The sequence below is a fragment of the Paraburkholderia sp. UCT31 genome, from assembly GCF_014397655.1.
Lineage (GTDB): Bacteria > Pseudomonadota > Gammaproteobacteria > Burkholderiales > Burkholderiaceae > Paraburkholderia > Paraburkholderia tuberum.
The window spans coordinates 91990-112098 of the sequence record NZ_VZQP01000011.1 but is presented as its reverse complement, the minus strand read 5'-3'; the positions used below and the strand labels follow the sequence as shown (position 1 = coordinate 112098).

The following is a 20109-nucleotide window of genomic DNA, read 5'->3' as shown; positions in this document are numbered from 1 at the left end:
GCCCGGTCCGGCTCCGTCCGGTTTCTCCATCTTGAACCATCTCAGGGAAGCGCCACATGTTTGCAGTGCATCGCGCGCTCCCCCGCATGGTTCCACGACCGCCGGCCCGTCCGCCACGACCGATGCGACCTTGAAGCCGCAGCGTTGTCGCTGATGCGCCGCCGCCTCGGCAGGCGCACCGCGTTCATTCCAGACAGTCCGTTGTTCCGTTGCCGTTGTTTGCCGTCGTATTTTTTCGCGCCTTGCCGCGCGGATTCCGGCATCCGCTGGCTGTCTACCCCTTTTTCGCTTCTGACTGGAATCTCGGCGCGCTCGCGCTTCGCCGGGCCCAAAGCAAATGGCCAACAGAAAACTCGACTTTCGCGGACAAGCCTTCAAGGATGTCCTCGGCTTCACCTTCCGTCACTGGGCGCAACAGCCGGGGCGCATCGTCGTGATCGCGGCGCTCGCGCTGTTCACGGCGGGCGCGGACATCCTGACGCCGGTCTTCGCCGGACGTCTCGTCGACGCGATCGCGGCCGGTCCGGCGTCGTCGGCGCCCGTCTGGCATCACGCGCTCGCGGCCTTCGGCGCGCTCGCCGCGCTCGGCCTCACCGCGACGCTGCTGCGCCAAGGCGTGTACTTCAACATCATCCGCTTCACGCTGAAGATGATGAGCGAGATCGCCGCGCGCGCGTTTCAGCGCGTGCAGCGCTTTTCGACCGACTGGCACGCGAACAGCTTCGCCGGCTCGACCGTGCGCAAGATCACGCGCGGCATGTGGGCGCTCGACCTGCTGAATGACACGCTGCTGATCGCGCTGCTGCCATCGCTGGCGATGCTGATCGGCGCGACCCTGCTGCTCGGCTCGCGCTGGCTCATGATGGGCATCGTCGTCGGCATCGGCTCGCTGCTGTATATCGGCGTGACCGTGACGGTGTCGCTGGGCTTCGTCGCGCCGTCCGCGCGTCTCGCGAACGCGTGGGACACACGCATGGGCGGCGCGCTCGCCGATGCGGTCAGCTGCAACGGCGTCGTCAAGGCATTCGGCGCGGAAGCGCGCGAGGAAGCGCGCCTCGCGCGCGTGATCGGCAAATGGCGGCAACGCACACGCCGCACGTGGGTGCGCGGCACGCTCAACGGCGGCCTCCAGGGCGGCATGCTGGCCGCGATCCAGGCGGCGATTCTCGGCGTGGCGCTACTGCTGTGGGCACGCGGCGAAGCGAGCGTCGGCGACATCACGTTCGCGCTGACGATGTTCTTCATGCTGCAAGGCTATCTGCGTGACATCGGCATGCACATCCGTAACCTGCAGCGCTCGGTCAACGACATGGAGGAGCTCGTGTCGCTCGATAGTCAGCCGCTCGGCGTCGAGGATCGTCCCGGCGCCGGCGCCATCGCGATCCGCGACGGCGAGATCCGCTTCGAGCACGTGTCGTTTCACTATGGCGCGCACAGCCGGCCGCTCTACGACGACTTTTCCATCCGCATCGCGCCGGGCGAGCGCGTCGGGCTGGTCGGTCATTCCGGCTCGGGCAAGACGACCTTCATCAAGCTGATCCAGCGCCTTCACGACATTTCGGGCGGGCGGATCACGATCGACGGCCAGGACATCGCGCAGGTCCAGCAAGCGTCGCTGCGCAGCCAGATCGCGATCGTCCAGCAGGAGCCGCTACTGTTTCACCGCTCGCTTGCCGAGAACATCGCGTATGGACGGCCCGGCGCGAGCCGCGCCGACATCGAGCGGGCCGCGCGGCTCGCGAGCGCGCACGACTTCATCGCCGCGCTGCCGAACGGCTACGACACGCTGGTCGGCGAACGCGGCATCAAGCTATCGGGCGGCGAGCGTCAACGCGTCGCGATCGCGCGGGCTTTTCTCGCCGACGCGCCGATCCTGATTCTGGACGAAGCCACGTCGAGCCTCGACAGCGAAAGCGAAGTGCTGATCCAGCGCGCGATGGAGCGGCTGATGCAGGGGCGCACGACGCTGGTGGTCGCGCATCGGCTGTCGACGGTGCGCGCGCTCGACCGGCTCCTCGTGCTCGACAAGGGCAAGGTGATCGAGGAAGGCAGCCACGACGCGCTGATCAAACGCGACAACGGCTTGTACCGTCGCTTGTTCGAGCGTCAGGCGCTGGAACTGATCAAGGGTCTCGGCGAGCCGGAGCTCGTGCGCGAGTCGGCAAAGGTCAAAGCCGACCGGGTCGACGATTCTGGCTTGTTGGTCGGCTAGCGCGACGTGGGCATGCACCAGGCTTCACGGCAAACGATGCCACGCCCGGCGCCACCAGCCCCTGGCAATAGAAGACCCGCCGCGCTACACCGCGCCGGCGGGCAACCCGATGCCGCGCGCCATTCCGGTCGCGGCAAACACCATCAGAACCAGCAGCACGGTCTGGATCACGCTGAAATGCGCGTAAGATCGCGCCTTCTTCAGATTCGGCGCCGCGCCGCTGCGGATCGACGCGCGCCAGCGCATCAGGCCGAGCATCGTGGGCACTTCGAGGATCAGGATCAGCACCAGCAACGTCATCTTCACGTGAAAGAGCGGCTGGTGCAGGTAGTAGTCGGCGCCCTTCTCATAGCTACCGAACATGCGCATCAGGCCGGTCACGATCAGCACCAGCGCGGCGATGCCCCAGCCTGAATCGGCGCGGAACACCGAACGCAACGCGGCGGGCACCGACGCGCGACGCAGCGACCACGTGCGTCTGAGAATCGACGCGAGCGCAAAACCATACGCGAGCAGATGAAGGGCGGCAAGCAACCAGCGAACCAGCATGGCGACTCCTGCGAAAGACGCGATACGATCGATGAGTGTCCCACTCGCCCGCCTGCAGGCCGGGCGCCTTGATTGCATTATCGACGAAGCTTCGCTTCGGGATGCGTGCATCGGCCACGCGATGTGACCGATAGCACAAAACATGCAGCGTCAGACCTGGCGCAGCGTCGTGTCGAGCGCGCGGGCGGCGACGCGATCGCCTTCGGTCGTCAGCGCGGCGCGGAAAACGGTCTGCCGGTTATGACCCGCGGCGGCCGGCGAATCCCACAGCAACTCGACCTTCGGACGTACGCCGAACGCGCTGCGCGCAAGCGAGGGCGCCGCGACCGACCCTATCGGCGCCGCTGACGCGCCGGCCTTGCCCGCCGCGCCGAACGCGACCGCGGGCGCCGGCGTCGCGAGCGCATTGGAACCGCTCGCCCAGCGCACCGACAATTCGCGCGCATCGTATTGCCCCACCTTGCGCCGCTCAGCCCACACGACGACGGTGCGGGTCAGCGGATCGAGCGACACCGCATAGCGGCCGATCGCAAAGCGCCGCGCCGCCACATTGGTACGCCACAACGGCAGCGGCCGGCAGATCCACAAGACGATCGCATACAGCACCGGCGCCGCGACGAGCCAACCGTTGCTGGCCGCGACCGCCTGCATCGCGCGACGCCAGCCTGCGCTCGCGACGAACGCGCCGACCGACCACAGCGCAAACAGAAACCCGAGGAACGCGAACAGGCGCAGCGACTGACGCAGCCATTGCGGCAACGGATGGAACGGACGCTCCGCGACGGCGCGCGCGCCCGGCAGGAAGATCAGCAGGAACAGAAAAACGAGGTTGATACATGCCCACGGTGAAGACGCCATCGCGGTCAGCGCGGTGGTCAGCTTCATCTCGGACATCGAGAAAAACCAGCGGGCGGCGAGCACGAGACCGATGGCGCGCAACGTAAAAATCGTTCCGGCGCCGGGCGCGGCGTTCGCGCGCGTCTCTTTCGTTCTCGCCAAGGCATCCTCCTGTCGTCGGCGGCACCGCAGCCCAATTTGCGGCACGGCAATTATAGGGATATTACCGAGACTGGCTCGTTCGCGCCGCGCGGAAACCCGTATTTTCAGTTGTGCACCGACGAAAAACGCAGCGCGCATGCAACAACGCCCCGCCGGCGACGTGCCGGCGGGGCGTTCAGAGCAACGAAGGAAGCGTGCAACGAGTTGCTGCCGACAGCGTTTTATCTACCGCGAAACAACCGCGGCGGAACAATCGCCAATCAGCCCGCGTTGACTTCGCGCAGCACCGTGCGATGTTTGCGACGCAGCAGTTCTTCATAGGTGGCGACGTAGTTCTGCGCCATCACCTTCGACGAGAAGCGCGCCTCGAACGCCTTGCGCACGCCAGCGCGGGGCAGCGTGTGCAGACGTTTGACGGCGGCGACCGCGCTGATTTCGTCCTCGACGACGAAACCCGACACGCCGTTTTCGATCACTTCCGGCACAGAACCGCGATTGAACGCGATCACCGGCGTGCCGCAAGCCATCGCCTCGATCATCACGAGACCGAAGGGCTCCGGCCAGTCGATCGGGAACACCAGTGCGTGCGCATTGCCGAGAAACTCGCGCTTTTCAGCTTCGCCGATTTCGCCGATGTACTCGATGTGCGACAACGACATCAGCGGCTTGATGACTTCTTCGTAGTAGGCACGGTCGGCCTTGTCGATCTTGGCGGCGACCTTGAGCTTCATGCCTGCCTGCCCGGCGATGCGAATCGCCCTGTCAAGCCCCTTCTCCGGCGAGACGCGGCCCAGGAATGCGAGGTAGCCGGGCTCGACGTTGGGAATCGGCTTGAGCACGTCTTCCGGCAAACCGTGATAGACGGTTTGCAGCCAGTGCGCCTGCGGCAGCGGAATGCGCTGGTTGTCCGAGATCGACACGACCGGCACGTCATTGAACGTGTTGAAGATCGGCTGCAGTTCAGGCAGATCGAGACGGCCGTGCAGCGTCGTGACGAACGGCACAGGCTGACGCGCGAACAGCGAGAACGGGTAGTAGTCGATGTGGAAATGCAGCACGTCGAATTCGTCCGCGCGGCGGCGCACTTCTTCGAGCAGCAGCATGTGCGGCGCCATCACGTCGCGGATCGTCGGGTCGAGGCGCAGCGCCTGCGGCCAGAAAGCTTCGAGCTTCGCCGAGGTTTGCGAATCACCGCTTGCAAACAGCGTGACGTCGTGGCCCTGCTCGACCAGCGCCTCGGTCAGATAGGACACCACGCGTTCCGTACCACCGTACAGCTTGGGAGGAACCGCCTCGTGCAGCGGAGCGATTTGAGCGATTCGCATATTGACGAACTCCTAGTAAAAAATCAGGCAAAAGTACTGCATTTGGAAAAAGCGACTCGCTTGCTCGCCAGGGCAGTCTGGCCGGAAATGCCGGCGCGGGCCTGATTCTTTTGAGAAATCCTGCGATGGATCGCTTGGTAACGAGCCCGGACAAGTGGATCAGCGACTGGGCATGTGCGAGTAAACGCGCCCGTTGCACCGACGTTGACAAACTGTCAGAAAAATTGCCGGGCTAATGAGCACGCATTATCGATGCCCGGATTGTTGCAGCACCGCAGCATTTCAAAGTCTTTACGTTGTTACAAACGCGAAACACTTTGCAAACCCTTGTTTTCAAAGATAGTTCTACAGTATCCACGAGGTTTCGGGAGGCGCGGCGGTACCGTGTCTGCGAGTTCTTGCCCATCAACGTTGCCGGTAGGAATTGCAAAATTGCCGCAGCGCGGTTGAATGCAATCTGTAATTATATCTCGAAATTTTCCGCAATCTGCCTGAATGGCCCGTCGGCTGGTGTGTTGGGACGACGCAGATCGCGGAGGTCCATCGCGAAATCAATCGCGTCAAAGCCCGGATACACAGGGCGCAATCGCCTTTGCATGTTTACAATGCGAAACATCGGCTTCACGGAGAGCCATGCTTGTCCGTGTGGTCCGCGCATTGCATGCACAACCCGCAACACATCGATCTCAGCACAATTGGAACACTTGACCATCGCCCAGCGTAACGCCCAGAACGCCAAGCTCGCGAGCTATGCGCACCGGCCACTTGCGTTTCTCTTCCGCTTTATCCGCCGCCATCCGCTCGCGCATGCGATCGTGTTGTGCAGCGTGTTTGCGGCCGTGGGCTGCGCACTCGCTTCGCAGTACGCGATCAAACATCTGATCGACGTGCTCGGCGGCGGCAGGCATCATCCGGGACCGCTGTGGGGCGCGTTCGCGATCCTCGTCGGCCTGATCGCTGCCGACAACCTGTTGTGGCGGATCGGCGGCTGGTTCGCCGCGCACACGTTCGTCGCCGTGACGGGCGATTTGCGGCGCGACCTGTTTCAGTACCTGAGCGGCCACTCGCCGACCTACTACGCCGAAAAGCAGCCCGGCATGCTGGCAAGCCGGATCACCGCGACCTCGAACGCCGTCTACACCGCCGAAAACACCACCGCGTGGAACGTGCTGCCGCCGTGCATCGCGGTGCTCGGCGCGATCGTGATGATCATCGCGGTGAACCCGCTGATGGCCGCCGGCCTGATGCTGTGCTCGGCGATCCTGTCGGTCGTGCTGTACAAGCTCGCGGGCCGCGGTTCCGCGCGTCACCATAATTTCGCGACCAAGGCGGCATCGGTCGACGGCGAGCTTGTCGACGTGATCAGCAATATGGGGCTCGTGCGCGCGTTCGGCATGACGTTCCGCGAACAGCACCGCTTTGCTTCGACGGTCAAGTCGGAAATGGACGCGCGCCAGCAAAGCCTGCTGTACCTGGAAAAGCTGCGTCTGCTGCACGCCGTGGTCACCGCGCTGCTGTCGGCCGGCCTGCTCGGCTGGGCGCTATGGCTGTGGGACCAGGGCCGCGCGACCTCGGGCGACATCGTGCTCGTCAGCTCGCTCGGCTTCACGATCCTGCACGGCACGCGCGATCTCGCCGTCGCGCTCGTCGACGTCACGCAGCACGTCGCGCGACTCGCAGAGGCCGTGCGCACGCTGCTCGAACCGCACGGCATGCCCGATCGCGACGACGCGACCGAACTCGTGCCGCAGGGCGGCCGCGTCACGTTCGACGGCGTCACGTTCGCCTATCCGCGCCGCCGGCCGATTCTCGATCACTTCGACCTCGATATCGAACCGGGTCAGCGCGTCGGGCTGATCGGCAAGTCGGGCGCCGGCAAATCGACCGTGCTCGCGCTGTTGCAGCGCTTCTACGAGACCCAGGGTGGCGCGATCAAGATCGACGGCCAGGACATCGCGTCGATTACCCAGGACAGCCTGCGCCACGCGATTGCGCTGGTGCCCCAGGACATCTCGCTGTTCCATCGCACGGTGTACGAGAACATCGCGTACGGCCGCCCGGACGCGAGCCGCGAGGAAGTGCTCGCCGCCGCGCGCGAGGCGCGTTGCGCGGACTTTATCGAAGCGATGCCGGAAGGCTACGACACGATCGTGGGCGACCGCGGCGTGAAGCTGTCGGGCGGTCAGCGCCAGCGCATCGCAATCGCGCGCGCGATTCTGAAAAACGCGCCGATCCTGCTGCTCGACGAAGCCACGTCCGCGCTCGACAGCGCGTCCGAGGAAGCGATCCAGAAGGCGCTCGACCGCCTGATGGTCGGCCGCACCGTGATCGCGATCGCGCACCGTCTGTCGACGCTGAACAACTTCGACCGGATCATCGTGATGAGCGCCGGCAAGGTCATCGACGACGGCACGCCGGAAGAACTGCGCCAGCGTCCGGGCCTCTATCGCGACCTGCTCTCGAAGCAGTATGGCAAGGGCCAGACGCTGCATATCGGCGGCAAGAAGGTCGACGAACAGCACGTAGCCTGACGCACGCCTGGTCCACGCGCTGCGCATCGCATCGCTTGAAAAAAAAGCCGCTCCCTGGAGCGGCTTTTTGCTGTCTGGCTCGCGGCCCGGCTTGGCTTAGCCGGTCACGCTCTCGCGCGCCGCCCTCTTCCGCGCGGCGCCCGCAGCACCCGTGGCCGCGCGCGCTTTCCCGCTTCTGGCGCGCTTCGCGCCCTCGACGCTCTGCAGATCGCGCATGAAGTTATCGCGCCACACCGACACGTTGTTCTCGCGCAGCTGCGCCATCATGTCGCGATAGCGCCCCTGGCGCTCGGCGAGCGGCATGTCGAGCGCCCGCGCGAGCGCTTCGGCCATGCCGTCGATATCGACCGGATTGACGATCAGCGCGCCGTCGAGCTCCTGCGCCGCGCCCGCGAAGCGCGACAGCACCAGCACGCCGGGATTCTCCGGATCCTGCGCCGACACGTATTCCTTCGCAACGAGGTTCATGCCGTCGCGCAACGGCGTCACATAGCCGACGTGCGCGGTACGGAACAGCGCCGCCAGCACCGAGCGCTCGTACTGCTTGTGGATGTATAGGATTGGCGTCCAGTCCAGCTCGGCGAAACGTCCGTTGATCCGTCCCGACTCGCCTTCGAGCTGTAGCCGGATGTCTTGATACGCGTGCAGGTCGGCGCGCGTCGGCGGGGCGATCTGCAGGAACGACACCTTGTTGCGCTGCGCGGCCGTATGCTCGAGCAGGCGCTCGAACGCACGGAACCGCTCGACCAGCCCCTTCGAATAATCGAGCCGGTCGACGCTCATGATCAGCTTGCGCGAATGCAGGGTCGCCTTCATCGTGCGCACCGGCTTGCCGCGTTCGCCCGCCTTCGCGAGCTCGGCGATCTCGTCCGGATAGACGCCGATCGGATACGCAGAGGCGCGCAACGTGCGGCCGAACGCATGCACACTCAGCGGTCCTTTCGCCGACGCGTCGATCGAGCCGCCCGCCTCGTTGATCACGTAGTCGCAGAACGCGCGCAGATCGGGACCGGTCTGGAAGCCGAGCAGGTCGAACGAACACAGCGCCTCGACGAGCTCGCGATGCGGCGGCACCGTCAGCAGCACCTGCGCGGCCGGAAACGGAATGTGCAGAAAAAAACCGATGCGGTTCTTCACGCCTGCCGAGCGCAGCGCCTGAGCGAACGGAATCAGGTGATAGTCGTGCACCCAGATCACGTCGTCTTCGCGCAGGAGCGGCACGAGTTGCTGCGCGAGCCACGCGTTGACGCGGCAGTAGCCTTCGAAGTCGTGCCGGTCGTAATGCAGCAGGTCGGATCGATAGTGGAACGCGGGCCACAGCGTCGCGTTCGAGAAACCACGGTAGTACTGGTCGTAATCGCGCCGCATCAGCGGGACGGTCGCGAAGGTCACCGGACCCCGCTCCTCGAGCTTGATCTGCGGCTGGCCGGAGGTCAGCACGTCGCCGCTCCAGCCGAACCACATGCCGCCGGTCTCTTTCAGCGCGTCGTACACGCCGACCGCCAGACCGCCCGCCGCCGGACCGCCCTCCGAAATAGGCGCCACCCGGTTCGAAACAATGATCAGTCGGCTCATGAAGCGCGATTCCCGATGCAGTATGTTGTTTTCGTTGAACGGGGCCGCCGGCGTCATGCGCCGCGCGCCGCCGCGACGATGGTTTCGAGCCAGTCGAGCAGTGACGACACCGATTCGACGCGCGTGTGCGCCATCGTTTCGCCCGCGCCGACCTTGATCGACAGACCGCCGCGCTCGTTGACGACCGCGAAGCCCTTCTCGTCGGTCAGATCGTCGCCGGCGAATATCGGCGTGCGGCCGGTGAACGGCAGCTCGTCGAGGAACGCGCGCGTCGCGCGGCCCTTGTCGACGTCCTTCGGCTTGATCTCGTAGACCATCTTGCCGGGCTGCAGCACGTAAGAAGCGGGGTAATCGGCGACGAGCCGCTCGGTCGCCTCGCGCGCGACCGGCTCGCGGTCCGGCGCGTTGCGGTAGTGCAGCGCGAGCGCCGCGCCCTTGATCTCGAGCAGCATGCCCGGATGTTCGTTGACGACCTGCGCGAGCACCTGCTCCATGCGCAACAGGCGCTCGTCGTGAAAGCCGATGCGCTGCGTGTCGCCATTCGCATCGCGCCGCTCGGCGCCGTGCAGACCCGCGACCGGCAGATCGGGCATGCCGAGAAAACTGTCGATGCTGTCGATGCCGCGCCCCGACACCACCGCGACCGCGCCATTCGTCAGACTGCGCAGTTCGCGCAGCAGGTCGATCACGCGCGGCTGCACCAGCACGCCGTCCGGTGTGGGGGCGAGTTCGACGAGCGTGCCATCGAAGTCGAAGAAAAATGCCGTCTCGCTCGGAGACAGAACAGCCGGAAGTGCTTGCATCGCCTGGGTTCGCCTTTCAGCCATCTATGGCCGGAAAAGTGTGCGCATCTTACCGCGCATCCGTCAATTTTTCGAGAAAGTAAGCTGGGACTCAAGCCCGATAAGCGATCTATCCATCCGCTTCTGTCGATTGCGTTCAAAAGCGCAACGATCGGGCTTCAACCGGCTTTCAGCAAGCTGCGTCAAATTGATTCGCAAATCGTGCGCCCGGCGCGCTGCGCGACGCTGGCGCCAATTTTGCGCTACAGTCGCTGCCACGCGGACCGTCGGTGTGATGGACATCGTTGCACGCTCTCGCTCAATCGCGTGTCGCGCGCGAATCTTGCGCGGCATGATCGGGCGGCGGTGCGGCCCCCTGCTCCATCGATTCGCGTTGCCTGCTCTTCAATCGAGTCATTGAACCCTGCTTTGTTCCCGATCCTGCCACCCCAGCGCCAGCGGCCGAACCGGTCCCGCTCACGACCCAAGCGACTCACGCACCGCTTGATGCACGGGTTGGCACGCCGGCTTGCGGCGGCAACTGCGCTGGGCACGCTGGTCGCGCTCGCCGCGCTGACCGGTTGCACACAGCGCGCCGAGCCGTGGCAGTTGACCAACGTGACCGGCCACCTGCCGGATCTGGACTTCACCTTGACCGACGACACCGGCCGTCCCGTCAACGCCGCGTCGTTCAGGGGCCGCACGTCGCTGGTTTACTTCGGCTACACGCATTGCCCGGACGTCTGTCCCGAAACGATGGGCCGTCTGATGCAGGTGCTCGGCAAGCTCGGTCCCGATGCGCAGAAAGTGCGCATTCTGTTCATCACCGTCGATCCCGCGCGCGACACGCCGCGGGCCTTGCACGACTATGTCGGCGCGTTCGACGCACAGCACGCCGAAGGGCTGAGCGGCACCGACTGGCAGATCGAGTCGCTGGCCAAGCGTTATCGTGTCGCTTATCAGATGGAAAAGCGCGACCCGAACGGCAACTACGAGGTCACGCACAGCTCCGCCGTCTATGTGTTCGACAGCCGGGGCCGCGCGCGCCTGCTCGCCACCGATCACGACACGCCCGATGCGATCGCGCAGGACCTGCGCCGCATCATCGATGACCAATCCTGATTCTTCTTTGATCCCACTCCATTCCATCATGACGATCAAGCTCAAACCAATCGCTTCCCTCGCCTGCGCGCTCGCGCTGTCACTCGGCGCCGCGTCGGCCGCGCAAGCGGCCGATGCTCACGCGATCAGCATCAAGGACGCGTGGGTGCGCTGGCTGCCGAACAACCTGCCCGCGGCCGGCTATGCGACGCTCGTCAACGCGAGCGACCAGCCGATCGACCTCGTCGATGTATCGAGCGACGACTACGGCGATGCGATGCTGCATCAGACCGTATCGAACGGTTCGACGCAGAAGATGGTGATGGTCGACAAGCTGACGGTGCCCGCGCATGGCCAGGTCGCGATCGCGCCGGGCGGCTATCACGTGATGCTCGAGGACGCGAAGCACAAGGTCGCGCCGGGCGACACCGTGCGTCTGACGCTGAAGTTCTCCGACGGCGAAACAGTGAGCGCGCCGTTCGCGGTCAAGTCGCCGGGCCAGACCAGGTAAGCGGCACGACGGGCCGCCGCCACCGCACGCGCCATCGCCATGAACCTGCTCTACTGGCTCGATCCCTGGGAGTTTTCGCCGACCGTCGTGATCGCGTTGCTGATCCCCGCGATCCTGTTCGTGCGCGGCGCGCGCAAGGCGCGGCTGTCGTTCGCGCGGCGTCTGTCATTCTGGCTCGGACTGGTCGCGCTGTATGTCGTGCTGCATACGCGGCTCGATTACTTCTTCGAGCATGAATTCTTCATGCATCGCTTGCAGCATCTGGTGCTGCATCATCTCGGGCCATTCTTCATTGCGCTGTCGTATCCGGGCGCGGCGTTGCGCGCGGGAATTCCGTTGCGCTGGCGGCAGCGCTTCGTGCGGCCCGCGCTGCAAACACCGCTCGTGCGCACGGCGCTCGACGTCGTCATGCACCCGGTCGTCGCGCTCACGCTATTCGTCGGGCTGATCTATTTCTGGCTGCTGTCGCCGATCCATTTCGTCGCGATGCTCGACTGGCGGCTCTATCGCGTAATGAACTGGAGCATGGCGATCGACGGCCTGCTGTTCTGGTGGCTCGTACTCGATCCGCGTCCGGCGCCGCCCGCGCGTCTGTCTCCGGGCAAGCGCGTGCTCGTCGTGATCGCGGCGATTCCGCCGCAGATCGTTCTCGGCGCATTCATCTTTTTTACGACGCACGAGTTGTATCCGATCTACTCGATCTGCGGCCGGGCGTTCACGTGGCTGAGCCCGATGCGCGATCAGCAGATCGGCGGGCTCCTGCTATGGATTCCGGGTTCGATGATGAGCGTGGTCGGCGCGCTGATCGCGCTGCGTCACTGGATGCGGCTGTCGTCTCGCGGACGCCTGCGCGCCGAGCGGCATGCAAAAGCGGCGCGCGGGCTCACGCATGCGGCGTCGACGACCACGAACGTGCCCCGCTGACCCGTTCGCGTTCACAGCGCGCGCATCCACACATGCGGGATGCCGTCTTCGTCGTGAACCTCCGAGACCGGCTCGAAGCCGAACGCACCGTAAAAGCCTTGCAGATGCGCCTGCGCGTGCAGACGGATCGGCGTATCGGGCCACTGCGCACGGATTTGCGCGAGCGAGCGTTCGAGCATCGCATTGCCGAGACCGATGCCGCGAAACAGCGCGGTCGTCAACACCCGGCCGATGCGCACATCGGCATCCGCCGCATCGGGCAACAACACGCGCAGATAGCCGGCCAACGGCGGCAGCGCCACACCGTCGCCGGTGCCATACGCAAGCAGATGCCAGGCTTCGACGTCGAGCCCATCGATATCGCCATACACGCAGTTCTGTTCGACGACGAACACCGCGCTGCGGGCGGCCAGCATCTCATAGACTTCGACGCTCGTGAGGTTCCCGAACGGCTTCCAGCGCCATTCGAGCTGGGCGAGCCGCGCGGCGGCGGTGTGTTGCGGTTCAGTCATCGGTAGCTTTCAGGGTCAATGCGCGACAGCGCGGGCAACGATCCGCAATTATGCCGCGCGCCTCGTCATCGAGCATGCGGCCTGGCATCCGGGCGGTCGACACGGCTGTCTTCAGTCGCGAAAGCCGCGCACGCGTTCAGAACACCGCTTGCACGGGTCGCGCGAGACAGTCGGGGAGATTGCCGGGGCCGCATAGATGCAGCGCGCCGAGGACCACCAGCGTGCGCTCGCGAACGTCCAGCAACTCGCTCAGCCGCGCGGCCCACGCGCGATTGCGCACGTCGAGAATCGCCTGACGGATGCCGGCCAGATTGAACATCGGCGCTTCGACGGCGATTTGCTGTATCGCGTGCAGATCGCCCTCCAGCCACGCCGCGTGCATCCGTTCGAGCGTGCGCTGCGGTTCGCCGCGGTCGGCCATCAGCATGTCGAGCGCCGCGGCAATGGCTTCGAGCGGAATCGATTCGAGCGCGACTGCGACGTCCCGCGCGGACTCGAGATAGCGATACGGCTTCGCCTGCGCGAGCGCCGAGCGCAACATGCGCGGCTCGACACCCTCGACGACCTGCTGCAGCAGCGTCGGCGCGACGATCAGCGCGGCCCACGGACGCAGTGTTTCAAGCGGCGCGAGCAGGCCATCGGTCGGCCACAGCGCCTGCAATTGCGTCCAGGCTTCGTCGCGCATCCGGGGCCGCAGTTGCGCGGCGTCGGGGTGTGCGTCGGCTTTGAGAAACGGCAGGATCGTTGCTGGGTCGGACTCGAATACGAGCGCGTCGGCCCAGTCATAGGCTTCGGCGACCCATGGCGGCGTTCGACGGTTCGTCGCGGGAAACAGATGCATCGAGCCGAGCAGGCGGACCTGAGTGCCGGTGAGTTGGAAATACATGCGGCTTCAATGAAAACGGGCGATGACAGTGGTGCGATTCTATCGCCCGGCCTGGATAAGGCGCGCCGGCGTGCGTTGCCCTTCCCGTGCGCGCGCCGGACACGCCGTTGAGCGGAATGCGCTGCCCCAATGAATGCGCGAACGCATCAAACGCCTGAACCCGATTATTGCCCGCTCTTTTTAAACGACTCGAGTTCGGTCGTATAGCGCTCGTTTCTCACGCCATTGCTGCCGTAATACTCTTCCACCGATTTCACCCAACGGCCGACTTCCGGCACATACCAAAACGCTTTTATACGTGCGTCCCGTCGCCTGAACAGGACCGAGTTTCTGCGCATGCGTGATCATCGCGGTGTCGCCCTGCTCGACCTGGGTGGCTTGCGTGACCGTCTGCCGCGGCTCGAGTTGCGCGACGCAGTCGCCTTCGGCTTCGATCTTGATCGCCTGGAATTTGCCGGCGGGCACTTCGACGGTTTCCGTTCCGACCACCCGATACTGCGAGTCCCACTTCTGCGAAGCGAATACCCGGTTCGGATGCTGCCCGGCGTATTCGACCGTCCAGCTCTTACCCGGCGACAACGGAAACGCGAACGGCCGGTTCACGACTGTATCGGTGCCGTTCACGCTGCGCTCGCGGCTCCGGTCCGCTCCGGCGATCACTTCGCGTGGCGCCTGCGTCGAACCCGAGATCTTCGATTCGAAATAGATGTGCGATGGCGTCACCCGCAGCACCGTCACCTGCTCGTGCGTCTGGTTCCAGCCCGATGGCCCTCTCTCGCTGGTCGATGTATATGTCCGGCGGTACGCCGCAAGAGAACTACTGCTTCCTGAACACCGCTGCCGTGCAGTCGATTAAATCCGCGCTCAATTTCTGATCGATTCGGAGGAACGTCTGCGGCACGCAGTCGGATCGACCGCTCCGCTCACCTTGATGACGACGATCGACAAGGCTGGCGAAGAGAGGAACAGAAAAACGAAAAGCCCCGACAAGTCGGGGCTTTCGCTTTACATCAAAGACTGGAGGCGCGAGCCGGAGTCGAACCGGCCTAAACGGCTTTGCAGGCCGCTGCATAACCGCTTTGCTATCGCGCCACAAGCGGACTGGAACCTGGACACGGGTTCGCAGATTTATCTGGTGATAACCAGAAGAACCGAAGCTCTGGAAGTTCAGAACAAGCGGCCTTCCAAACAAAAAGGGAAGCGCTGCTTCCCCTGATGTATGGAGCGGGAGACGAGGCTCGAACTCGCGACCTCAACCTTGGCAAGGTTGCGCTCTACCAACTGAGCTACTCCCGCATTGAACTGCTTCACCGCGCTGCCTTTTTTACTTCGCCAAACAACGCGATGCTTCGAATACTGGAGCGGGAAACGAGGCTCGAACTCGCGACCTCAACCTTGGCAAGGTTGCGCTCTACCAACTGAGCTATTCCCGCGTTGTGCTGCATTTACCGCTACTGCTTTACTGCGTCTCCGGTGTTTCACGTTGCGTGCATCGGAGAAACGAGATTATGGAGAATCGACTGAAACGTGTCAACCCCTTTGCCCGTCTGCTTTAAAGAAATATTTCTCTCGTAGTAGTGCGGGGTTCGAACACACTTTTGCGCCCCCCGTGCTCTTCTATTCACACCGTCACGCAATGCCGCCGCGCTCGCGAATCTGCGGCCACGCGAGCTTCATGTAGTACAGCATCGACCAGATCGTCAGGAACGCAGCCAGATAGATCAGCCACAGGCCCCACACGCGCGTGTCGACCGTCACGCCGCCACCGAGCGGCAGCGGGCCATAGAACAGCAGCATCGGAATCGCGACCATCTGGCAAGCGGTCTTGAACTTGCCGAGCGAGTTCACCGCGACGCTCTTCGACGCACCGATCTGCGCCATCCATTCGCGCAGGGCCGAGATCGCGATTTCACGTCCGACGATCACGAGCGCGATCGCGGAATCGATCCGCGTGAGTTGCACGAGCACGAGCAGCGCCGCGGTCACCATCAGCTTGTCGGCGACCGGATCGAGAAACGCGCCGAATGCCGAGGTCTGATTCCATTTGCGGGCCAGAAAGCCGTCGAACCAGTCGGTGAGCGCCGCCAGGATGAAGATCGTCGCGGCCGCGAGATTGCGGTGCGCGGGGCTCATCATCATGTCGGGCAAATAGAACACACCGACGACGAGCGGAATCAGCACGATCCGCAGCCAGGTCAGGAATATCGGGAAATTAAACGGCATGGGGCAGGCGCAGCGTCTGACGAGTGAGTTGCAATTGTGCCGTGTCACAGGGCCTGCCACAAGCAAGCGCGCCCAGGCATGGCCGCGCGGGGGCGGCAAGCGAGCCGCCCCCGGCGCGTGGTTCGCAGCCAGCGCATCCGCAGCGCGACGCCGCGGGTCCGACGAACCGTCGTTCCGATCACGGCGCGGCGTGGCCCGCCAATTCAATGCAGTTGCCGGTAGATCTGCTCGGCGAGTGCCTGCGAAATGCCTTCGACGCTCGCGAGATCCTCGACGCTCGCGGCCACCACGCCGCGCAAGCCGCCAAAGCGCGCCAGCAGGCGCTGACGCCGCTTCGCCCCTACGCCTTCGAGTTCTTCGAGCCGCGAGGTCTGGCGCGTCTTGCCGCGTTTGGCGCGCATGCCGGTGATCGCGAAACGATGCGCTTCGTCGCGGATCTGCGCGACCAGCATCAGCGCGGCGCTTTCCTTGCCGAGTTCGAGCGGCGTGCGGCCGTCCGCGAAAATCAGCGTCTCGAGACCGACCTTGCGCCCCTCGCCCTTCGCGACGCCGACGAGCATGCCAGTATCGAGCCCCAACTCCGTGAACACCTGCCGCGCGATCTCCACCTGCCCCTTGCCGCCGTCGATCAGCACGATGGTCGGCAGCACGCCGCCGGCCGCGGCCGGCTCGGCGGCATCGGCGGCGAGCGCGGGATCGGCGGCCGCGTCACTTTGCGATTCGGCGGCTTCGTCGCTCGCATTCGCGGCGGCCTGCGCGACCATCTTTTCGTAGCGGCGCGTGAGCACCTGGCGCATCGCCGCGTAATCGTCACCGGGCGTGATGCCGGCGATGTTGTAGCGGCGATACTCGGACGACTGCATCTTGTGGTGGTGATAGACGACGCAGGACGCCTGCGTCGCCTCGCCCATCGTGTGACTGATGTCGAAGCATTCGATGCGCAGATGCGCGAGGTCGTCGCACTCCATGCCGAGCGTGTCGGTCAACGCGCGCGTGCGCGCCTGCTGCGAGCCCTGCTCGGAGAGCAGGCGCGCGAGCGCGAGCCGCGCGTTCTGCTCGGCCATCGCGAGCCACGCGCGCCGCTGTCCTTGCGGTTGACGCAGTACGGTCACCTTGTGGCCCGCCTGCTCGATCAGCACGTCGACGAGTTCGCGCGCCGGCGCGTGGCTGACCACCAGCACCGGCGGCACGCGATTGCCAAGGTAATGCTGCGCGATGAACGCTTCGAGCACTTCGGATTCGATGCCACCTGCCGCGCGGCTTTTGCGGCGCTTCGCCGCGGGGCCGGACTCTGCGTTCCCGTCGGTGCCTTCGTCCGCGCCTTCGTCGCTGACGGCGTCCGGGGTCGCTTCGGCAACCTCGTCGATCGCGTCTTCTTCACTACCATCGGCGTCCTCGTCTTCCGACGGCATGTCCTGAGCGATCGCGAGCGCATCGGCCGAGGCGCTCGCCGCCGCGGCCAATGGCGCGACCGCTCGCGCATCCGCCGATGCATCGTCCTGATCGCCGTCTTCTTCGAGCCCGCCTTCCTCCGCCGTCAACGCGCTCTCCACGTGCGTGGGAAAGTACGCCTTGTCGCCGAGATGTCGTCCGCCGCGCACCATTGCGAGATTCACGCACACGCGGCCGCCCAGCGCGACTACCGCGAGAATGTCGACGTCGCTGTCGCTGCCGACTTCGATTGCCTGCTGATGCAGCACCGTCGACAGCGAACTCATCTGGTTGCGCACCGCCGCGGCCTGCTCGAACTTCAGCTCGCTCGCGAACGCATGCATCTTCTGCTCGAGCTCCTTCATCACCTCGCCCTGACGGCCGAGCAGAAAGCGCGACGCGTTGGCGACGTCGCGCGCGTAATCCTCCTCGCTGATGTTCGCGACGCACGGCGCCGTGCAACGGCCGATCTGATGCAGCAGACACGGCCGCGTGCGGTTGTTGAACACCGAGTCTTCGCAGGTGCGCAGCTGGAACACGCGCTGCAGGATCTGGATGCTCTCGCGCACCGCCCACGCGCTCGGGAACGGGCCGAAGTACTGGTTCTTGCGATCGACCGAGCCGCGGTAATAGGCCATGCGCGGAAACTTGTGGCCGGTCAGCTTCAGATAGGGATACGACTTGTCGTCGCGAAACAGGATGTTGTAACGCGGCGTGAGCGCCTTGATCAGATTGTTTTCGAGCAGCAGCGCCTCGGCCTCGGAACGCGTGACCGTGGTCTCGATGCGCGCGATGCGCGTGACCATCATCGCGATACGCGGCGACAGCTGCGTCTTCGTGAAGTAGCTCGATACGCGCTTCTTCAGATCGCGCGCCTTGCCGACGTAGAGCACCGCGCCACTCGTGTCGTAATAGCGGTAGACGCCGGGCAGATGCGGCAGTTGGGCGAGCACTGTTTTCGGCTCGAAGGTGTCGGGGGCGTCGCTGGCTTCGGGTTCGGTCATGCGGGATCGATTGGGGTGGGACTGTCTCGCGCTGCCTCGCCGCTTGCACCGATTGCACCGATTGCACCGATTGCACTGATTGCGCCGCCGGGTGCCCGGCATCGTGCGCCGGGGGGGCATGTCGCGTGTCGCCGATGCGGCCCGCATGGCGGACAAAGGGCGCGCGCGATCGCGAGCGAGGCTTTAGAATCGCCAGTTTAGAACATTCCGCGTTCGTTCGAACCCGCTCCGTTCGCCGGAGTCACCGAGCCAGCCGAGCCGCCATGTCCTCCGTCGCGCCCGATTCCGGATCACCCGCCGCCCCTGCCAACCCGATCGCCTGCGATATCTTCTGCGCGGTGATCGACAACTTCGGCGACATCGGCGTGTGCTGGCGCCTTGCGCGCCAACTCGCGCGCGAGCACGACTGGCAGGTGCGCGTGTTCGTCGACGATCTGCATGCGTTCAGGAGGCTGTGCCCGTCGCTCGAGCTTGAGCGTGCGCGGCAGACGCTCGACGGCATCGTCGTCGAGCATTGGCACGAGCCGTCCCATGTTGGCGATACGCTCGAAGTCGCCGACGTCGTGATCGAGGCGTTCGCCTGCGAACTGCCGCCCGTCTATATCGCGGCGATGGCAGAGCGCGCGAGCGTGCCGCTCTGGTTCAACCTCGAATATCTGAGCGCCGAGGACTGGATCGCCGATTTTCATCTGCGGCCGTCGCCGCATCCGCGCTACGCACTCAGCAAGACCTTCTTTTTCCCCGGACTCGGCCCCGGCACCGGTGGCGTCCTGAAAGAGCGCGATCTCGACGCGGCGCGCGCCGCTTTCGAAGCATCGCCCGCCGCGCGCACCGACTGGTGGCGCAACGTCACGGGCCACGCGCCGCCGCCCGCCGACGCGACGGTCGTGTCGCTGTTCGCCTACGAAAACCCGGCCGTCGACAGCCTGCTCGAACAATGGCGCGACAACGCAAGCCCGATCGTGCTGCTGGTGCCCGAAGGACGCATTTCCGGCGCGCTGGCGCGCTTTTTCGGCCTACCGTCGTTTGCAGCGGGCACCCATGCGACGCTCGGCAACCTCAGCGCGCACGCGCTCGCGTTCACCGAACAGCCTGGCTACGACGCACTGCTCTGGGCGAGCGACGTCAATTTCGTACGCGGCGAGGACTCGTTCGTGCGCGCGCAGTGGGCCGCCAAGCCGTTCGTCTGGCACATCTACCCGCAGGCCGACGACGCCCATCTGCCAAAGCTCGACGCCGCACTTGCGCACTACACCCGCACGCTCCCAGCTGACGCGCGCGCCGCGCTCGAGCGCTTCTGGCACGCGTGGAACGGCGCTGGTCAGCCGGACTGGGCGGAATTCCAGCGCCACTATCCGGCCCTGAAACGGCGCGCCGCTGGCTGGGCGGTCGAACTCGCGCAAGTCGGCGATCTCGCCGGAAATCTGACCTCGTTCGCAAAAACTCAGTTAAAATAAGCGGTTATCCAACGGCCGACGACGCAAGCGCGGCCCGATTAGACCAACTACCCCATGGTCAGCCCGTCTGACCGGTCCCCTCGAAAA

The 20109-nt window shown here is 64.9% G+C and carries 16 protein-coding genes and 3 tRNA genes; 6 read left to right on the top strand and 13 right to left on the bottom strand.

The features are described 5' to 3' along the window. Window positions 1-337 precede the first annotated feature (337 nt). Window positions 338-2212 (top strand): ABC transporter ATP-binding protein, encoded by a 1875-nt coding sequence (locus F6X40_RS11945; protein ID WP_187627996.1) that lies wholly within the window; start codon window positions 338-340, stop codon window positions 2210-2212. A gap of 84 nt (window positions 2213-2296) precedes the next feature. On the opposite strand, the gene F6X40_RS11940 is transcribed toward F6X40_RS11945, so the two are convergent. The 3 genes from F6X40_RS11940 to F6X40_RS11930 all read right to left on the bottom strand — a co-directional run bounded on the left by F6X40_RS11940 (window position 2297) and on the right by F6X40_RS11930 (window position 5085). After that, on the bottom strand, window positions 2297-2761 hold the full coding sequence (locus F6X40_RS11940; RefSeq protein ID WP_184071647.1) for a DUF2214 family protein: 465 nt from the start codon (window positions 2759-2761) through the stop codon (window positions 2297-2299). A 150-nt stretch (window positions 2762-2911) separates the two neighbouring features. Continuing rightward, window positions 2912-3760 (bottom strand): hypothetical protein, encoded by an 849-nt coding sequence (locus F6X40_RS11935; RefSeq protein WP_187627995.1) that lies wholly within the window; start codon window positions 3758-3760, stop codon window positions 2912-2914. Window positions 3761-4020: 260 nt separating this feature from the next. Further along, window positions 4021-5085 (bottom strand): glycosyltransferase family 4 protein, encoded by a 1065-nt coding sequence (locus F6X40_RS11930; RefSeq protein ID WP_187627994.1) that lies wholly within the window; start codon window positions 5083-5085, stop codon window positions 4021-4023. 695 nt (window positions 5086-5780) lie between these two features. Here F6X40_RS11930 and F6X40_RS11925 point away from each other — a divergent pair. Then, window positions 5781-7616 (top strand): ABC transporter ATP-binding protein, encoded by a 1836-nt coding sequence (locus tag F6X40_RS11925; protein WP_184071643.1) that lies wholly within the window; start codon window positions 5781-5783, stop codon window positions 7614-7616. A gap of 96 nt (window positions 7617-7712) precedes the next feature. On the opposite strand, the gene otsA is transcribed toward F6X40_RS11925, so the two are convergent. Both otsA and otsB read right to left on the bottom strand, forming a co-directional pair. Next, on the bottom strand, window positions 7713-9191 hold the full coding sequence (gene otsA, locus F6X40_RS11920; protein WP_187627993.1) for an alpha,alpha-trehalose-phosphate synthase (UDP-forming): 1479 nt from the start codon (window positions 9189-9191) through the stop codon (window positions 7713-7715). A 53-nt stretch (window positions 9192-9244) separates the two neighbouring features. Further along, entirely contained in the window at window positions 9245-9994 is a 750-nt protein-coding gene (otsB, locus tag F6X40_RS11915) for a trehalose-phosphatase (RefSeq protein WP_090801136.1), read from the bottom strand. A gap of 486 nt (window positions 9995-10480) precedes the next feature. Here otsB and F6X40_RS11910 point away from each other — a divergent pair, with 486 nt between their 5' ends. Genes F6X40_RS11910 through F6X40_RS11900 form a run of 3 tightly spaced genes read left to right on the top strand, consistent with a single transcriptional unit; the run spans window position 10481 to window position 12509 of the window. Beyond that, on the top strand, window positions 10481-11095 hold the full coding sequence (locus F6X40_RS11910) for an SCO family protein (protein ID WP_187627992.1): 615 nt from the start codon (window positions 10481-10483) through the stop codon (window positions 11093-11095). 28 nt (window positions 11096-11123) lie between these two features. After that, window positions 11124-11585, top strand: a complete 462-nt coding sequence (locus F6X40_RS11905; RefSeq protein WP_187627991.1) for a copper chaperone PCu(A)C — start codon at window positions 11124-11126, stop codon at window positions 11583-11585. A 39-nt stretch (window positions 11586-11624) separates the two neighbouring features. Beyond that, a complete protein-coding gene (locus tag F6X40_RS11900) occupies window positions 11625-12509 on the top strand; it encodes a cytochrome c oxidase assembly protein (RefSeq protein WP_184071635.1) in 885 nt (294 codons plus the stop codon). A gap of 11 nt (window positions 12510-12520) precedes the next feature. On the opposite strand, the gene F6X40_RS11895 is transcribed toward F6X40_RS11900, so the two are convergent. The 8 genes from F6X40_RS11895 to uvrC form a co-directional block, all read right to left on the bottom strand. Beyond that, window positions 12521-13021 (bottom strand): GNAT family N-acetyltransferase, encoded by a 501-nt coding sequence (locus F6X40_RS11895; RefSeq protein WP_187627990.1) that lies wholly within the window; start codon window positions 13019-13021, stop codon window positions 12521-12523. A 136-nt stretch (window positions 13022-13157) separates the two neighbouring features. Then, window positions 13158-13907 carry a TraB/GumN family protein gene (locus F6X40_RS11890; RefSeq protein ID WP_187627989.1) on the bottom strand — a complete coding sequence of 250 codons (750 nt, stop codon included), beginning with the start codon at window positions 13905-13907 and terminating at the stop codon, window positions 13158-13160. Between the two features lie 180 nt (window positions 13908-14087). Next, window positions 14088-14630, bottom strand: a complete 543-nt coding sequence (locus tag F6X40_RS11885) for a DUF3108 domain-containing protein (RefSeq protein WP_262421438.1) — start codon at window positions 14628-14630, stop codon at window positions 14088-14090. Between the two features lie 295 nt (window positions 14631-14925). Further along, a tRNA-Cys gene (locus F6X40_RS11880) sits at window positions 14926-14999 on the bottom strand. A 128-nt stretch (window positions 15000-15127) separates the two neighbouring features. Continuing rightward, window positions 15128-15203, bottom strand: a tRNA-Gly gene (locus F6X40_RS11875). A 61-nt stretch (window positions 15204-15264) separates the two neighbouring features. Further along, window positions 15265-15340: transfer RNA gene (locus F6X40_RS11870), tRNA-Gly, on the bottom strand. Between the two features lie 196 nt (window positions 15341-15536). Then, a complete protein-coding gene (gene pgsA, locus F6X40_RS11865; RefSeq protein WP_062127799.1) occupies window positions 15537-16130 on the bottom strand; it encodes a CDP-diacylglycerol--glycerol-3-phosphate 3-phosphatidyltransferase in 594 nt (197 codons plus the stop codon). Window positions 16131-16333: 203 nt separating this feature from the next. After that, the gene (gene uvrC / locus F6X40_RS11860) at window positions 16334-18565 is read right to left on the bottom strand and encodes an excinuclease ABC subunit UvrC (protein ID WP_187627988.1); all 2232 of its coding nucleotides are present in this window, start codon (window positions 18563-18565) and stop codon (window positions 16334-16336) included. Window positions 18566-18828: 263 nt separating this feature from the next. Here uvrC and earP point away from each other — a divergent pair, with 263 nt between their 5' ends. Next, the gene (earP, locus tag F6X40_RS11855; protein ID WP_187627987.1) at window positions 18829-20022 is read left to right on the top strand and encodes an elongation factor P maturation arginine rhamnosyltransferase EarP; all 1194 of its coding nucleotides are present in this window, start codon (window positions 18829-18831) and stop codon (window positions 20020-20022) included. Window positions 20023-20109 lie beyond the last annotated feature (87 nt).

Excerpts from the sequence above, each read along its gene's own strand:
- F6X40_RS11945 (WP_187627996.1), top strand. The coding sequence starts at position 338 with ATGGCCAACAGAAAACTCGACTTTCGCGGACAAGCCTTCAAGGATGTC.
- F6X40_RS11940 (WP_184071647.1), bottom strand. The coding sequence starts at position 2,761 with ATGCTGGTTCGCTGGTTGCTTGCCGCCCTTCATCTGCTCGCGTATGGT.
- F6X40_RS11930 (WP_187627994.1), bottom strand. The coding sequence starts at position 5,085 with ATGCGAATCGCTCAAATCGCTCCGCTGCACGAGGCGGTTCCTCCCAAG.
- otsA (WP_187627993.1), bottom strand. The coding sequence starts at position 9,191 with ATGAGCCGACTGATCATTGTTTCGAACCGGGTGGCGCCTATTTCGGAG.
- otsB (WP_090801136.1), bottom strand. The coding sequence starts at position 9,994 with ATGCAAGCACTTCCGGCTGTTCTGTCTCCGAGCGAGACGGCATTTTTC.
- F6X40_RS11910 (WP_187627992.1), top strand. The coding sequence starts at position 10,481 with ATGCACGGGTTGGCACGCCGGCTTGCGGCGGCAACTGCGCTGGGCACG.
- F6X40_RS11905 (WP_187627991.1), top strand. The coding sequence starts at position 11,124 with ATGACGATCAAGCTCAAACCAATCGCTTCCCTCGCCTGCGCGCTCGCG.
- F6X40_RS11900 (WP_184071635.1), top strand. The coding sequence starts at position 11,625 with ATGAACCTGCTCTACTGGCTCGATCCCTGGGAGTTTTCGCCGACCGTC.
- F6X40_RS11895 (WP_187627990.1), bottom strand. The coding sequence starts at position 13,021 with ATGACTGAACCGCAACACACCGCCGCCGCGCGGCTCGCCCAGCTCGAA.
- F6X40_RS11890 (WP_187627989.1), bottom strand. The coding sequence starts at position 13,907 with ATGTATTTCCAACTCACCGGCACTCAGGTCCGCCTGCTCGGCTCGATG.
- pgsA (WP_062127799.1), bottom strand. The coding sequence starts at position 16,130 with ATGCCGTTTAATTTCCCGATATTCCTGACCTGGCTGCGGATCGTGCTG.
- uvrC (WP_187627988.1), bottom strand. The coding sequence starts at position 18,565 with ATGACCGAACCCGAAGCCAGCGACGCCCCCGACACCTTCGAGCCGAAA.
- earP (WP_187627987.1), top strand. The coding sequence starts at position 18,829 with ATGTCCTCCGTCGCGCCCGATTCCGGATCACCCGCCGCCCCTGCCAAC.